Source organism: Rhizobacter sp. (assembly GCF_046595475.1).
Taxonomy (GTDB): Bacteria; Pseudomonadota; Gammaproteobacteria; order Burkholderiales; family Burkholderiaceae_C; genus Rhizobacter.
The window spans coordinates 87,654-102,032 of the sequence record NZ_JBKJOQ010000045.1 but is presented as its reverse complement, the minus strand read 5'-3'; the positions used below and the strand labels follow the sequence as shown (position 1 = coordinate 102,032).

Here is a 14,379-nt window from a genome sequence, read left to right as displayed (position 1 = left end):
TTCTTAAGTTCACTCTGCCTGTGGCAGCAAGAAGTCGAAGCGTGTACCGCGTGCGAATTCCGAATGCACGCGCATGACGCTCCCGTGAAGATCAAGAATGCGCTTGACGATCGCCAGACCCAGACCGGAGCTGGTGCCTGCCGTGCTTTCGCCGGCATCGGTGGCGCGCCAGTACCGCTCGAAGATGTGCGGCAAGTGTTCGGTGGCGATGCCGCGGCCGGTGTCGCTGACGCTGATTTCCATGAAGGCATCGCGCCGCTCAAGGCCTAGGGTCACCTCGCCGCCGACACTGGTGTAACGCAGCGCGTTGTCAACGAGGTTTTGCAGCACGCGTTCGATCATCGCGATGTCGGCCTGCACCTTGGCCTTTATGTGGCTGCCTGTGGACAGCGTGAGCCGGACACCTCGCTGCTGAGCGGCGAGCCGGTAGTTCTGCACCACGTCTTGCAGAAGTTCAGCCAGGCAGAACACCTCTTGCTGAGGCTCGACTCGACCGGCGTCCAGTTTAGAGAGCTCGAACAGATCGGCGATGCGCTTGCCCAGCAGATCGACGTGCCGCAGCGCGGTGCGCAAGTGCTGGGTGCGGGCTTCAGCGGTCAGCTTGTCTGCCCGAACGAGCACGGTCTCTATGTAGCCTTGGATGCTCGACAAGGGCGTGCGAAGGTCGTGCGAGATGTTGCTGACCAATTCGCGCCGCTGCCGGTCACCGTCCTCCAGGCGCCGTATCTGCTGCGCGATGCGCGTCTGCATGGCGCCCACCGCGCGGCGCAGCACGCCAATCTCGTCGCCTGGCTCCTGCCCGGCCGCCGGAGCGGACTCATCGCGGAAGTGCCGCAGCTCATCGGTCAGGTTCCGCAGCGGCCGGGTCAGTTGCAGCCAGGTGACCCAAAGCACGACCGCGGCCAATGCGGTGGCGACCATCACGCCGATGGCCATTGCCTGCAGGGCGTGCGAGTTGGACAGGCTGGCGGACACGCGCTGGGCCATGCTGCCGTTGAGAACGATGTAGAGGTACCCGGGCTGCCCATTGCCAGCTGCTCCGGCAGAGATGGAAGCGACAGAAAAGGTGTTCGCACGTGCGGCATTGCGTGGGTCGGTGCCCAGCAAGGGCAGACGCGGCACGCCGTCAGCCATCTGCTCCAGCAGGTGACGCACCGGCAGCAAATCGACCTGCGCGCCTTCAGGATTCGGCCCCTGCAGGCCCTCCAGCGCATGCGCGAGAACCTGGCCGCGCGAGTCCAGCAGGTACACCTCGACCGCAGGGTTGATCATCATCACGTGCAGCCCCAGTTCCTTCATGCGGGCACGATCGGGTCGGCCATCGGGGCCGATCAAACCCGGGGCTTGATGCTCCACCACGTAGCGTGCCAGGCCGAGGTTCATGCGCTGCCCCGCTTCGAGTGCTGTCTGCGCACTGAAGTGCTGCAGCATGAAATACATGGTGATGCCCAGCGCCAACAGCAGTGGCACGGCGGCCAACGCCGCGCGCACATGCAGGCGTTGCAACACGGGCCATCGAGCGCCGGCCAGCGCGCGCGTCATGCTGCAACCTCGAACCGATAACCCACGCCCCAGACGGTGTGAATGAAGGCGGCCTCCGAGCGCTCATCACCCAGCTTGCTGCGCAGACGGTTGATGTGGCTGTTGACGGTGTGGTCGTAGCCGTCGTGGCCATGGCCCCAAACGTCGGCCAGCAGCTCGCTGCGTGTGAAGACGCGGCCGGGGTGCTGGACGAAGTGCCACAACAGATCGAACTCACGCGGCGCGAACACGATCTCGACGCCATCGAGCCACGCCCTGCGCCGCAGGCGATCGATGCGCAATCTGCCTTGCTCGATCATCGAGGGCTTCTGCGCCGACGCTTGCGTTGCAAGCGCAGAAGTCAGCGCGGAGCGCCTCAGCAAGGCTTTCACTCGCGCCTGAAGCTCAAGCACGCTGAACGGTTTTGTCAGGTAGTCGTCGGCCCCGAGCTCCAGGCCGAGCACGCGGTCGAGCTCGCTGCTGCGCGCGGTGAGCATGAGGATGGGAATGTGTGACAACCGGGCGCGCAGCTCGCGGCACAGGTCCAGGCCATTGAGCCCCGGCAGCCGAATGTCGAGCACGATGGCATCCCAGGGCTGCTGCAGCGCGAGCTGAAGGCCACGTGGCCCATCGTGGGCCAAGGTGATGTCGGCTGGCAGATCGGAAAGGTGCAAGGCAATCAGTTCGGCGATGTCGCGCTCATCCTCTACGACCAGGATCTTGCGCGGCGAGACACCCTGCATCGGCGCATGCGTAAAGCGGCTTGCGTGGTCTGCGGCTTCCATCGTCATCTTGCGCACGAGCGACGTGGTGCAACTTCGCCTTCAAGCGACATGGGGCTCACTCCTTCGTTAGTCCGGCACCCACATCAGAGATCGCAGGCTGCCGCGGCTGTCATCTTGACCGGCCAGCCGCGCGCAGTCCTCACCGATTCATCACGGACAGGAAACCCACTCGCCGCGACGCGGTCAGTCGGCCAGGCGCGCGTTCTGCGGAAACATCGCCTTGCGCGCGTCGTCGTCCATCTCGGCCTTGAAGCTGTGTTTTGTCTTGAGCGCCTCGGCGCGCTGTGCCGCGGGTCGGGCACTGATCTCGTCGAGCAGGCGCTTCACCTGCGGCAGCTTTGCCCAAGCCTCTGGGCCGAGTACGAACGGTACCGCCCGCGCCCAGCCCCAAACCGCCATGTCGACCAAGGTGTAGCGATCGCCTAGCATGTAAGGGTGCTTGGCGAGCTGCGCGTCGACGATGCTCCAGTGACGCCAGGCCTCGAAGTCATAGCGGTTGACAGCGTATGCCTTGGGCTCGGGCGCGAAGTGCTTGAAGTGCACGCATTGGCCGGAATATGGCCCGATGCCAGTGGCCACGAACATCAACCACGAATGCATCTGGGCGCGCGCCGCCGGTGTGTTGTCCGGCAAGAACTGGCAGGTCTTCTCGGCCAAGTAAAGCAGGATCGCGTTGCTGTCGAAGACGACGGCGTCACCGTCGACCAAGGCCGGGGTCTTTGCGTTCGGGTTGATCTCGGTGAACGCCGGCAGGTGCTGGTCACCCTTGCGCGTGTCCACGGGCACCAGCTCGTAGGGCAGGCCACTCTCTTCGAGGAACAGCGCGACCTTGGCGGGGTTGGGAGACGGGTGGTAGTAGAACTTGATCATGTGCTTCCTTCGGTTTGATGGATGAGTGAGCGCCGAATCAGGATGGGTCGGCAGATTCAGCGAAAGAGGATGCGCACGCCCGGCAGCGCGTCTCGCGCACCCCGCTGAACGATCGGGCAGTTCAGCACGACCGGGGTGGTCAACAGGGTCACGTCGCCGGCGTCAGCGGCGGCCAGCACTTGCTCCTGAGATTTCAAGGTGCGCGGCGCACGCCCTGCGCCCCAGGTCACGGTGACCATCTGCCAAAGCGGGCTGTACGCCGCGTCCCGGTTCAGCGCGCCAACGGGTCCTGGCGCCGATGCAAAGATGCTGGCTTGCTCGAAGTTGGTGACGGCGTAGACCTTGTCCACCGCCGAGCGTTGACCCGGCTGGCGCGGCGCCGCCGGCACTGCATCCGCCAACCGCGGTACGTGGTTCGCATGCTTGGCCGCGGCGACCGCCGCATCGGACACGTCGGTGGTGACGTAGAAGACCTCTTCGCCATCGAACCAGCCCTGCAGCAAGGGCAACTGCACAAGCGGCGAAGCGAGAGGCGCCTGCGTTGATGCGCAGCCTGCCATGAGGGCACCCGTGGCCAATAGAAAAGCCAGCGCAACCCGGCGAGGGCGAGTGCGTTGGGTAAGTCCGGAGGAAGGGGTCGATAGGGCTGTTTTCATGTCGATGCAAGAAAGTGCTTGTTCGAACGACCAAGCCGTAGAGGCGCAGCGGTCGAGACAAATGGTATTCGAAGTGAGCGCGTCAGAACCTATTCATCTCGCCTTTGCCACTGCATTAGGCAATCATTCAAGCCTTGGCCGAACCTCAAGATCTGCCTCGGCGGGAGCGATCGGCCGTTAACCCTCTGTAGGAGAACTTCGTGTCACTCATCAAACTGATCGTCTCGGGGCTGCTGGTGTCGGCAGCTGCGCTGGCGCATGCGCTCGACATCAAACCCTACACCGCCGAGGCCTTGGCCGAAGCTCAAAAGGCCGACAAGCCGGTGGCCGTGCTTTTCCATGCCGACTGGTGCCCGACCTGCCGCGCCCAAGACAAGGTCTTGCAGTCGCTGAAAGCCGAGCCTGGGCTCGACCTGACGGTGCTGGTCGCAAACTACGACACCGAGAAGGCCCTGAAGCAGCGATTCAACATCCGCAGCCAGTCGACCTTCGTCGTGCTGCACGGCCAGCAAGAGCGCGGGCGTGCGGTGGGAGCCACAACGGCAGAGGGCATTCGCGCCGTCCTCAAGACGGCACTTTGATGCGCTGATGGGCTGATCCGGTGTCTGTCGCCCTTTCCCTGCCGCAACTCGGGCTCAGCATCGCCGCGGGCAGCCTCACGACTCTGTCGCCTTGCGTGTTTCCTCTGCTGCCGCTGGTATTGGGCGGCGCCTTGCAAGGCCATCGGCTGGCGCCCGTGGCGATGGGGCTGGGCATGACAGCATCGTTCGCTGCCATCGGCATGGCGCTGGGCGCCCTCGGGCCGGCCCTGGGGCTGGACGGCGACACGGTGCGCATCGGTGGTGCCGCCCTGCTGATCGCGTTTGCGCTGGTGATGCTGGTGCCGGCGCTGGGCGAGCGCTTCTCGCAATGGATGTTGCCGATCGCGACCGCTGCCAACGCGGCGTCGACCCGGCTCGACGGGCGCTCGCTGCTCAGCGCCGCGGCGCTGGGCGCCGTGCTGGGCCTGGTGTGGAGCCCGTGCTCCGGGCCATTGTTGGGCTCGGCGCTGACGCTGGTCGCAAGCGAAGGCGGCGTGGCCCGCGGCGGTGTTGTGCTGGCCTTGTTTGGTGTCGGTGCGGCGATCCCGTTGGTGGCGGTGGCCTATGCCTCGCGCAGCGGCTTCACCCGGGTACGTGACTGGGTGCTGGGCCGCATCGATCGCGTGCGGCAGGGGTTCGCGGTGCTGCTGGGCCTGATGGGCATCGGCATCCTGACCGGTGCCGACAAGTGGGTTGAGGCGCGGGTGCTGCAATGGCTGCCTGATGCCTGGGTCAACCTGACCGTGGGCATTTGAACGCCTTGATGTGCCGGCGGCGCCACCAGGCTCGACAACAGGCCGAACAACAGGCCGCTCAGCGCGCGGCCTGGGCCGTGCGCGCCTGCCATGCCGTGGGGCTGGCGCCAAGCTTTTGCGAAAACACACGGCCCAGAGCGCTGGCATTGGCGTAGCCCACTTCGGCGGCAACTTGTTTGACCGACAGGCCTTTTCTGAGCAGTGACCGCGCAAGCCCAAGGCGCCACGAGGTCAGGTATTCGCCGGGCGGCACGCCCACATGGCGCACGAAATGCACGGCGAAGCGCGCCCGAGACATGCCGGCCACGGCGGCCATGGCCTCCAGCGTCCAGGCCTTGGCCGGCTCCGCATGCAAGGCGCTGAGTGCCTTGTTCAGCCGCGGGTCCCCGAGGCCGGCGAGCAGACCTTCATCGACCAGGCGGTGCTCGATCGCGTGACGCAGCAGCTGAATCACCAACACTTCAGTCAAACGGTCGACCGCTGCATCGTGGCCGCAACGTGCGCCGAAGGCCTCGCCGAAGAGCAACTGCTGCGTCAGGTCCAGCCCCGGCATCCGCGCAAGTGGTACGTGCAGCAGGCCCGGCAGCGCCCGCAGCAAGGGGTTCTCGTCGCCTGCACCGAATGCGATGGACGCACACACGACTTCGGCGCCGAGTGTGGGGGCTGCGACGAGCCGATGCGTCGTGGGGCGCGGCAGGAACAGCAAGCAGGGCTGGTCGAAGACATGGTGCAGGCCCGAGCCGTCGGTCAGCTCCAAGGCGCCATCGCGCAGCAGGTGCAGGTGCCCCACGCCCAGCCCGGCGTCGAAATCTGCCGTGCCGCACAAGGCGCCGCTGTGGAAGACGCGGGCACGCAAGTCGAAGCGAAGCAAAAGGGCTGAGAGACGGTCAGACACGAGACGGATCGTATCTCAAGCGATACGTGGTGAACCCGATCATCTCGGGTTGGCGCTTAGACTGGGCCGCCACTGCCAAGGAGCGCCCACATGCTGATACCCCGCCAACCCGTCCCGACCCTGCAAGTGCCCACCCTGAGCCACGAAAATTTCACGCTGAGTGAGGACGCCGCTCCGAACTTCACCATGCTGGTCTTCTACCGAGGTCTGCATTGCCCGATTTGCTTGAAATACCTGCTGGAGCTGGCGCGCACCCAACCGGAGTTCGACAAGCGCGGCGTGAAGGTGATCGCGCTGTCGAGCGACACGCGCGAACGTGCCCAGGCCATGGCAGACAAGTTGAAGGCGCCGGATCTTCGTGTGGGCTATGACTTGACCCTCGCGAATGCGCGTGAGTGGGGCCTGTACATCAGCACCTCTCGCGGTGCCACGTCGATCGGCATCGACGAACCTGCGTTGTTTTCGGAGCCGGGTGTGTTCATCGTCAGACCTGACGACACCCTGTACTACAGCGCCGTGCAGACGATGCCGTTTGCGCGGCCGCATTTCGATGAACTGCTGGGCGCGCTGGATTTCGCCCTGGCCAAGAAATACCCGGCGCGCGGCGAATACGTCGGCGCCGTGTGAGCGCGTTGCCCCGCGCCGATGGGCGTGCTCTTGGTGTCAGATTTGCGCGGGTTGCAACGACTCAGCTCAGTTCCCAAGGAGACCTTCATGCAAACCATCAGATTTTTCCTCGCCACCGCCATGATGGCTTTTTTTGGCTTGGCCTCGGCGGCCGACGGTCTGGTGACCCTCAAGAGCCCCCACAACGTCAAGGACACGATGAGCCGCCTAGAGGAGGCCGTGAAGCAGCGCGGCCTGAACGTGTTTGCCCGAGTGGATCACGCCGGCGGAGCGGCCAAAGTGGGCAAGACCTTGCGTCCGACCGAGGTGCTGATCTTCGGCAACCCGCAGGGCGGAACGCCGTTCATGGAGTGCGAGCAAACGGTGGGCATTGACTTGCCCTTGAAGGCTTTGGTCTGGGAAGACGCTGCCGCCCAAGTTTGGGTGGGCTACAACGACCCAGGGTACCTGGCCCAGCGACATGGCGTGTCGGCGTGCCCCGTGGTCGAGAACCTGCGCAAGGCTCTGGCCGGCATCGCCGAGGCCGCAGTCGCTCGCTGAGCATGACCAGTTCACATCACGGCAATTGCAAGCAGCAAACCCGGCCGCAGTCGCCCTTGTTGAGCGAGGCCGAAACCAGCGCCCTGCGGCCTTCGAACGCGCCGCTCTCCGACCCCCTGGCCGACATGCGCCAGCGCATGCAGCGAAGTGCTCAGTGGCAACCCCATCAGATGGCAGGCCGGCGCTGGCCGGTGGCCTGCGTGTCACTGGAGATCACGCAGCGCTGCAACCTCGACTGCACGCTGTGCTATCTGAGCGACAGCTCGGAGGCGGTGCGCGACTTCCCGATGGAAGAAGTGTTTCGCCGCATCGACATGATCCACGAACACTACGGCCCCGGCACCGATGTGCAGGTCTCCGGCGGAGAGCCTACGCTGCGCGCCCGCGATGAGCTGCTGGCAATCGTTCGGCGCCTGAAGCAACGCGGACTGCGCGCCTCGCTGTTCACCAACGGCATCAAGGCGACACGCGGCTTGCTCATCGAGCTGGCGCAGGCTGGCCTGACCGACGTGGCTTTTCATGTGGATACAACGCAGCAGCGCGCCGGCTATGGCAGCGAGACCGAGCTGAACGCCTTGCGCCGCGAGTACATCGATCGGGCTCGTGGCTTGCCGCTCAGTGTGTTCTTCAACACCACGGTGCACGCCGGCAATTTCGACGACGTGCCGATGCTGGCCGCGTTCTTCAAACACCACGCCGATGTCGTTCGCCTGGCTTCCTTCCAGCTGCAGGCCGAGACCGGGCGCGGGGTACTGGGGGCGCGTGAAGATGCCATCAGCAACGACAGCGTCGCGGCACGCTTGCAGCGCGGCGCGGGCTTGCCGCTGCGCTTCAACGTGCTGATGGCGGGGCACCACGATTGCAACCGCAGCGCGGTGATGCTGGTCATCAACGGCCGCGCCTACGATGCATTCGAAGACACTGCTTTCATTCAGCGTTTCATGCGCGAGACGGCCAACATGACACTCGACCGAGGCACGCCATGGCGCGCGCTGCGCTCGCTGCTGATCGGTGCCGCCCGCCGCCCTCGCCTGCTGCTGGCCACGGCGGCCTGGGCCCTGCGCTTCGTGTGGATGGCCAAAGGCAAGCTCATCGCAGCCCGCGGCCGGGTTCACAAGCTCACGTTTTTCACCCACAACTTCATGGACGCCTGCTCGCTAGACCGGGAGCGCATCGACGCCTGCGTGTTCATGGCCATCACACAAGACGGCCCCTTGAGCATGTGCGCCTACAACGCGCGGCGTGACGAATACCTGCTGCGACCGCTGGCCACTGCGAGTGGGCCGTGGCAACCGCTGGCCCCCTCGAACGGCAAGGTCAGCACCTTCCCGATCAAGCTGCTGAAGGGGCGTGCTCGGGAGGGCTGGCTGCGCGAACACCGCGACAGCCGCTCGCCTCGTATGGAGGAGGCCAAACCGTGAGCCTTCACCGCACCCTCCTCCTCGTGTGGCTGGCAGCTTTGCTGGGCCTGAGCGGGTGCGCCACGGTGGTCGGCGTGCCCGCCGCACCGACGGCATCGGCGGCGCAGGCCGATGCGGCGTGGTCGCGCGTGCTGCAACGCTTCGTCAATGAGCGCGGCGAGGTCGACTTCGCCGCGTTGGCACAGAACGGTGGCGACCTGGCCCTCTACATTCGCTTCGTCGCCGACACGCCGCTCGACGGCTTTCGCGGCCGTGACCAGCGCCTCGCCCACATGATCAACGCCTACAACGCGCTGTCGATGTTCAACGTGATCGACAGCGGCATCCCGGCCACCCATGCCGGGCTGAAGAAGGTGACGTTCTTCTTCTTGCGCAAGTTCACGGTCGGCGGGCAATCGTTGTCGCTCTACGCCTTCGAGAACGATGTGATACGCCCATTCACCCGCGAGATCGGCGAGCCACGGGTGCACTTCGCGCTCAATTGCAGCGCGCGGTCTTGCCCGGTGTTACCGATGACGCCCTTCACCGAGGCCGCGCTTGACACCGAGCTGCAGCGCGAGGCACGTGCCTTCTTCGCGCGCCCCGAAAACTTCCGCATCGACGATGCCACCCGCACCGTATGGCTGAGCGAGATCCTGAAGTTCTATCCCGAGGACTTTGTGCCGGCGCACGGCAGCAGCCTGATCGATTTCGCCAACCGCTATGCGCCACGCGCTGCGCCGCCGGACTACGCAGCCCGGTTCACGCCCTACGACTGGACCGTGGCGAACAGCCGCCCGGCACGCTGAGAGGCCACCCCGGGAGCCAAGGCGCGGGTTGATCCTGATGCGCGCCATCCCCGCATTCTTTAACGTATTCATTAATGGATGCGTCACTGATTCCCCCTCTGTCCGCGGACTCCGTTCGCTGCATCGGCGCCGGCTTGGTTCGCCCCGAATGTGTGCTGGCGACGGCCTCTGGTCATGTCTTCGTGTCCGACTGGCGCGGCGGTGTCAGCGAGATCAATCCGGACGGGCAGGTGCGCTTCCATCACGGCCAGGCGCCTGATGGGGTTGCTCTCAAGCCGAACGGAATCGCGCTGCTCAGCGACGGCAGCTTCCTTCTCGCCCAACTCGGCGACGCCGACGGCGGTGTGTACCGGCTCGAACGATCGGGCGTCGTCACGCCTTGGTTGCTTGAAGTCGAGGGGGTGGCACTGGCGCCTACCAACTTTGTCTTGCCCGATGCCGAGGGGCGCTTCTGGATCACCGTCAGCACCCGTCGGCGGCCGCGTGATGTGGCCTACCGGCCGAACGGTGGCGACGGGTTCATCGTGCTCGTCGACAAACGGGGCGCACGCGTGGTCGCAGACGGGCTCGGCTACACCAACGAGGTCGCGATTCATCCCAGCGGGCGCTGGTTGTACGTCAACGAGACTTTCGCGCGCCGGCTCTCTCGATTCGCACTCGCAACAGACGGCGCGCTCGGCCCGCGCGAAACAGTCACCGAGTTCGGGGCCGGCACTTTCCCCGATGGGCTGGCGTTCGATGAAGAAGGCTGCGCCTGGGTTGTCAGCGTCGTCAGCAACCGCCTGATCCGCGTGGCGCCTGATGGCAAGCCGACGATCTGGTTCGAAGACAGCGACGCCGAGCACCTTGCATGGGTAGAGGCGGCTTTTGCTGCAGGCACCATGGGTCGCCCGCACCTCGACCGCGCCTCTACCGGTCAGCTGAAAAACATTTCGAGCATCGCCTTCACAGGCGCCGACCGCCGCACCGCGGTGCTGGGCTGCCTGCAGGGCGACCAACTCGTCACCCTGCCGCTCCCGGCAGCCGGCGTCTGCCCACCCCATTGGAATTACCCACAGCCCCGATGAACGCCCAATCTGCCGCCGCCCTGCCAGCGTCCATGGTCGATCAGGCCTACGACCAACTGCGCCACCGCATTCTCGACAACATCTGGCCTCCCGGCTACCAGGCGCTCGAACAGGAGGTCGCACTCGAGTTGGGCATGAGCCGCACGCCAGTGCGCGAGGCCATGATGCGGCTGCAGAACGAGGGCCTGGTCGAGGTCGTTCCGCGCCACGGCATGCGCGTGCTGCCCGTCTCGCCGACCGACATGCGCGAGATCTACGAGATCCTGACCGCGCTCGAATGCATGGCCGCGGAATTGGTGGCGCGTCGTTCCCTCTCGGAAACCGAACTCCAGCCGCTGGTCGACGCCACCGACGCGATGGACCAGGCGCTGCGTGACGACGATCTCGACGCGTGGGCCGCCGCCGACGAGCGCTTCCACGCCCAGTTGATCGAGCTCGCCGGCAACCGGCAGTTGCAGCAGACCGTCCTGAACTACTGGGACCGGGCGCACCGGGCACGCATGTTCTCGCTGAAGCTGCGGCCCAAGCCCATCAACTCCACCCGCGAGCACATGCAACTCGTCGAGCGCTTGCGCGCAGGCGATGCCGAGGGCGCTGCGCTCGTCAACCGCGGCCACCGACAACGGGCCTGTGTCGAGCTGACGGCGATCTTCGAGCGCTTTCGAATCTCCCAGATGTGACGCCCTTCGCCATGAGCACTACTTCTTATTCAATCGCAGTCTTGCCCGGCGATGGCATCGGCCCCGAAGTCATGGCCTCGGCAGTCGAGGTGCTGCGCACTCTAGAGCCGCAACTCGGGCGCTCGTTCTCGATCGCCACGCACCCGGCCGGCGCGCAGCATTTCGTCGACACGGGCGTTGCGCTACCCGAGTCGACGCTGAGTGCCTGCCGACGCGCTGACGCCATCCTGTTCGGTGCGATGGGCCTGCCGCACGTTCGCGGGGCTGATGGCACCGAAGTCATCCCGCAGCTCGACATTCGGTTCGCACTCGACCTGTACGCCGGCGTGCGCCCCATCCGCACCTTTGCAGGCCTGCCGGTGCCGCTGTCGAACCCGCTGGCCGCGCACATCGATCTGGTGCTGGTGCGGGAGAACACTGAGGGCCTGTTCCATGCGCGGGGCCGCGGCACGATGGAAGCCGATGGCAACGCGGCACTCGACACCATGCGCATCAGCCGGGCCGGCACCACGCGCATCTGCGACTTCGCCCTGCGCCTGGCGCAGCGTCGCAAGGCGCAGGGCCGGCGCGGCCACGTGACGAACGTCGACAAGGCCAATGTCTTTCGCTCGATGGCCTTCTGGCGCAGCATCTTCGAAGAACGTGCAAAGCAGTTTCCAGACATCACGACCGACAACGCCTATGTCGACGCGATGGCACTCAACCTCGTGCTCAAGCCCTGGACTTGCGACGTGCTCGTCACCGAGAACATGTTCGGCGACATCCTCTCCGACCTCATCGCTGCGCTGGTCGGCGGCATGGGCATGGCGCCATCGGCAGACATCGGCGACGCGCACGGGCTGTTCCAGCCGGCACACGGCACCGCGCCCGACATCGTCGGCCAAGGCATCGCCAACCCGAGCGCGATGATCCTGTCGGCCGCGATGATGCTGGACTGGCTTGCCGATCGCCATGGCGACACGGCGCTCGCCGATGGCGCGCGCCGCATCGAACACGCATTGCAGCAGGCGTTCAAGAGCGGTGCCGTAAAACCGCGTGAGTTCGGTGGCCACAGCGGCACCCGCGACATCACCGGCGCGGTGATAGCGCGGCTCTGAATCGGGCGCACGATGAGCCACCCCATTCGAGTTGCCATGGTCGGCGCCGGCTACTTCGCGCAGTTCCAGCTTGAGGGGTGGCAAGACGCCGGCTCCCCGTGCGTCGCCTTGTGCGATCTCGACCCATCCCGAGTGGCCGCGCTGGCCGATCGCTTCTCGGTTCGCGATCGCTTCGTCGATGTTGCCGCGATGCTCGATGACGTGAAGCCCGACTTGCTCGACGTCGTGCTGCCGCCGGCGGCTCAGGCGGGCGTGGTGCGCGCAGCACTCGAGCGGCGCATTCCGGTGATCTGCCAGAAACCGTTCGGCGTCGACATCGCTGAAGCGCAGGCCCTGACCGAGCTCGCCCGTGCGTGCGCGACACCGCTGATCGTCCACGAAAACTTCCGCTTCACGCCGTGGTTTCGCGAAGCGCGCCAGCTCATCGACCAGGGGCACCTCGGCCAGGTGTACGGCGTGAGCTTCAGGTTGCGCCCGGGCGACGGCCAAGGCGAGCGCGCCTACCTGGACCGTCAACCCTACTTTCAGACCATGCCCCAGTTGCTGGTGCGCGAAACCGGCGTCCACTTCATCGACACCTTCCGCTACCTGATGGGCGAGGTGCACGCGGTGACGGCCCGGCTGCGCCGCCTCAACCCGGTAATACGCGGCGAAGACTCGGGCCTGATCGTCTTCGAATTTGATGCGCAACGCACCGGGCTGTTCGACGGCAACCGCCTCAGCGATCACGTGGCCGACGACCCGCGCCGCACCATGGGCGAGATGTGGCTCGAAGGCTCGCGCGGCGTGTTGCGCCTGGATGGCGACGCCCGCCTGTGGTGGAAGCCGCACCACGGGCCCGAAGCGCAGCACCGCTACCGATGCCCGCCGCAACGCGCATTCGGCGGGGCCTGCGGCGCCCTGCAGGCACATATGGTGGCCCACCTGCAAACGGGCTCGCCTGTGGAGAACGCTGCGGCCGACTACCTGCGCAATCTCGTCGTACAGGAAGCCGTGTACGAATCCGACCGAACTCGGGCCACCGTGACCGTGTGACGGGCCACTGCCCACAAGCCTTTCAACACCGGGGCATCAGCCCAAGAAGGAGACAAGACATGAACAAACGCACCCTGCTCGCTTCTCTCGCGCTGGCGCTCGGCAGCATGCTGTCGGCGAGCGCGACCGCGCAAACCGTGCTGCGCTTCAGCCACACCGATCAGCCCGGTGGCGCCCGCCACAGGGCGGCCGAACTGTTCGGGCAGAAGCTCGAGCAGTACACGCAAGGTCGCTACAAGGTTCAGGTGTACCCGGCGGGTCAGCTGGCCAACGACCCCAAGGCCGTCGAGCAATTGCAGCTCGGCGGTGTCGACTTCACCGTCTCGGGCACCGGAACTTATGCCACGCACGTGCCGACCTTGAATCTCACGGTGCTGCCTTACCTGGTCGAGAGCTATGAGCAGGGCTGGAAGCTTTACGACGAATCGAAGTGGTTGAAGTCGCAGTTCGACAAAGCGCCGGCGAAAGGCTTCAGATTTCTGGCCACCTGGGAAGCGGGCTTTCGCGACATGACGACCAAGGAGCCGCTCGCCAGCCCGGCCGACGCGAAGGGCCGCAAGCTGCGCAGCTACCCGAACGAGATGATGCGCTGGACGCTGGAGGCGATCGGCTTCAACGTCGTGATCTTGCCCTTGCCCGAGGTCTATCTGGCGATCCAGCAGGGGGCGGTGTCGGGCCAAGAGAACCCGATCGACACGGTCTACGCGAACAAGTTCTACGAGGTCGCGCCGAACATCACGCTGACCCACCATGTGTACAGCCCGATCCCGCTCACGGTGAGCGAGAAGACGTGGCAGAAGCTCAGCCCTGCCGACCAGGCCGCCGTGACCAAGGCCGCTGCAGAGGCCGCGGCGTGGAGCCGCAACGAGATCAAGTCCAACGACGACAGGCAGCTGTCCGAGATGCAGGCCAAGGGCGCCAAGGTGGCGCGGCCCAACCTCGCCCCGTTCCGGGAGGCGACCAAAGCCGCCTACGTCAAGGCGCGCGAAAAGTATGGCGCCGACGTCGATCAGTTCATCGCAGAGGCCGAGGCAGTGCGTCAGGCCGTGCCGGCCAAGTAA

At 65.6% G+C, this 14,379-nt stretch carries 16 protein-coding genes; 11 read left to right on the top strand and 5 right to left on the bottom strand.

Annotated elements, in window-relative coordinates; all coding sequences use genetic code 11:
- Positions 1-9: 9 nt before the first annotated feature.
- The 4 genes from AC30QB_RS08550 to AC30QB_RS08535 all read right to left on the bottom strand — a co-directional run bounded on the left by AC30QB_RS08550 (position 10) and on the right by AC30QB_RS08535 (position 3,736).
- The gene (locus AC30QB_RS08550; protein ID WP_489545780.1) at positions 10-1,542 is read right to left on the bottom strand and encodes a sensor histidine kinase; all 1,533 of its coding nucleotides are present in this window, start codon (positions 1,540-1,542) and stop codon (positions 10-12) included.
- Positions 1,539-2,312, bottom strand: a complete 774-nt coding sequence (locus AC30QB_RS08545; RefSeq protein WP_489545779.1) for a response regulator transcription factor — start codon at positions 2,310-2,312, stop codon at positions 1,539-1,541. The genes AC30QB_RS08550 and AC30QB_RS08545 overlap by 4 nt, the downstream gene beginning before the upstream one ends.
- A 177-nt stretch (positions 2,313-2,489) precedes the next feature.
- Entirely contained in the window at positions 2,490-3,176 is a 687-nt protein-coding gene (locus AC30QB_RS08540) for a glutathione S-transferase family protein (protein WP_489545778.1), read from the bottom strand.
- Positions 3,177-3,232: 56 nt separating this feature from the next.
- Positions 3,233-3,736 carry a DUF7482 domain-containing protein gene (locus tag AC30QB_RS08535; protein WP_489545777.1) on the bottom strand — a complete coding sequence of 168 codons (504 nt, stop codon included), beginning with the start codon at positions 3,734-3,736 and terminating at the stop codon, positions 3,233-3,235.
- A gap of 296 nt (positions 3,737-4,032) precedes the next feature.
- Here AC30QB_RS08535 and AC30QB_RS08530 point away from each other — a divergent pair, with 296 nt between their 5' ends.
- Both AC30QB_RS08530 and AC30QB_RS08525 read left to right on the top strand, forming a co-directional pair.
- Complete coding sequence (locus AC30QB_RS08530; RefSeq protein ID WP_489545776.1) at positions 4,033-4,413, top strand: thioredoxin family protein; 381 nt, start codon at positions 4,033-4,035, stop codon at positions 4,411-4,413.
- A 20-nt stretch (positions 4,414-4,433) separates the two neighbouring features.
- The gene (locus tag AC30QB_RS08525; RefSeq protein WP_489545775.1) at positions 4,434-5,168 is read left to right on the top strand and encodes a cytochrome c biogenesis CcdA family protein; all 735 of its coding nucleotides are present in this window, start codon (positions 4,434-4,436) and stop codon (positions 5,166-5,168) included.
- Positions 5,169-5,226: 58 nt separating this feature from the next.
- On the opposite strand, the gene AC30QB_RS08520 is transcribed toward AC30QB_RS08525, so the two are convergent.
- Complete coding sequence (locus tag AC30QB_RS08520; RefSeq protein ID WP_489545774.1) at positions 5,227-6,063, bottom strand: AraC family transcriptional regulator; 837 nt, start codon at positions 6,061-6,063, stop codon at positions 5,227-5,229.
- Between the two features lie 90 nt (positions 6,064-6,153).
- On the opposite strand from AC30QB_RS08520, the gene AC30QB_RS08515 reads away from it, so the two are divergent.
- From AC30QB_RS08515 to AC30QB_RS08475, 9 genes are all read left to right on the top strand, one after another.
- A complete protein-coding gene (locus AC30QB_RS08515; protein WP_489545773.1) occupies positions 6,154-6,690 on the top strand; it encodes a peroxiredoxin-like family protein in 537 nt (178 codons plus the stop codon).
- 87 nt (positions 6,691-6,777) lie between these two features.
- Entirely contained in the window at positions 6,778-7,230 is a 453-nt protein-coding gene (locus tag AC30QB_RS08510; RefSeq protein WP_489545772.1) for a DUF302 domain-containing protein, read from the top strand.
- Positions 7,231-7,232: 2 nt separating this feature from the next.
- Complete coding sequence (locus tag AC30QB_RS08505) at positions 7,233-8,651, top strand: radical SAM protein (protein WP_489545771.1); 1,419 nt, start codon at positions 7,233-7,235, stop codon at positions 8,649-8,651.
- Positions 8,648-9,439, top strand: a complete 792-nt coding sequence (locus tag AC30QB_RS08500; RefSeq protein ID WP_489545770.1) for a DUF547 domain-containing protein — start codon at positions 8,648-8,650, stop codon at positions 9,437-9,439. Before AC30QB_RS08505 ends, AC30QB_RS08500 begins: the two co-directional genes overlap by 4 nt.
- A 182-nt stretch (positions 9,440-9,621) precedes the next feature.
- Entirely contained in the window at positions 9,622-10,506 is an 885-nt protein-coding gene (locus tag AC30QB_RS08495; RefSeq protein WP_489545769.1) for an SMP-30/gluconolactonase/LRE family protein, read from the top strand.
- Complete coding sequence (locus AC30QB_RS08490) at positions 10,503-11,186, top strand: GntR family transcriptional regulator (protein ID WP_489545768.1); 684 nt, start codon at positions 10,503-10,505, stop codon at positions 11,184-11,186. The genes AC30QB_RS08495 and AC30QB_RS08490 overlap by 4 nt, the downstream gene beginning before the upstream one ends.
- 11 nt (positions 11,187-11,197) lie before the next feature.
- Complete coding sequence (locus tag AC30QB_RS08485; RefSeq protein ID WP_489545767.1) at positions 11,198-12,283, top strand: isocitrate/isopropylmalate dehydrogenase family protein; 1,086 nt, start codon at positions 11,198-11,200, stop codon at positions 12,281-12,283.
- 12 nt (positions 12,284-12,295) lie between these two features.
- Complete coding sequence (locus AC30QB_RS08480; RefSeq protein ID WP_489545766.1) at positions 12,296-13,318, top strand: Gfo/Idh/MocA family protein; 1,023 nt, start codon at positions 12,296-12,298, stop codon at positions 13,316-13,318.
- A 59-nt stretch (positions 13,319-13,377) separates the two neighbouring features.
- A complete protein-coding gene (locus tag AC30QB_RS08475) occupies positions 13,378-14,379 on the top strand; it encodes a TRAP transporter substrate-binding protein (RefSeq protein WP_489545765.1) in 1,002 nt (333 codons plus the stop codon).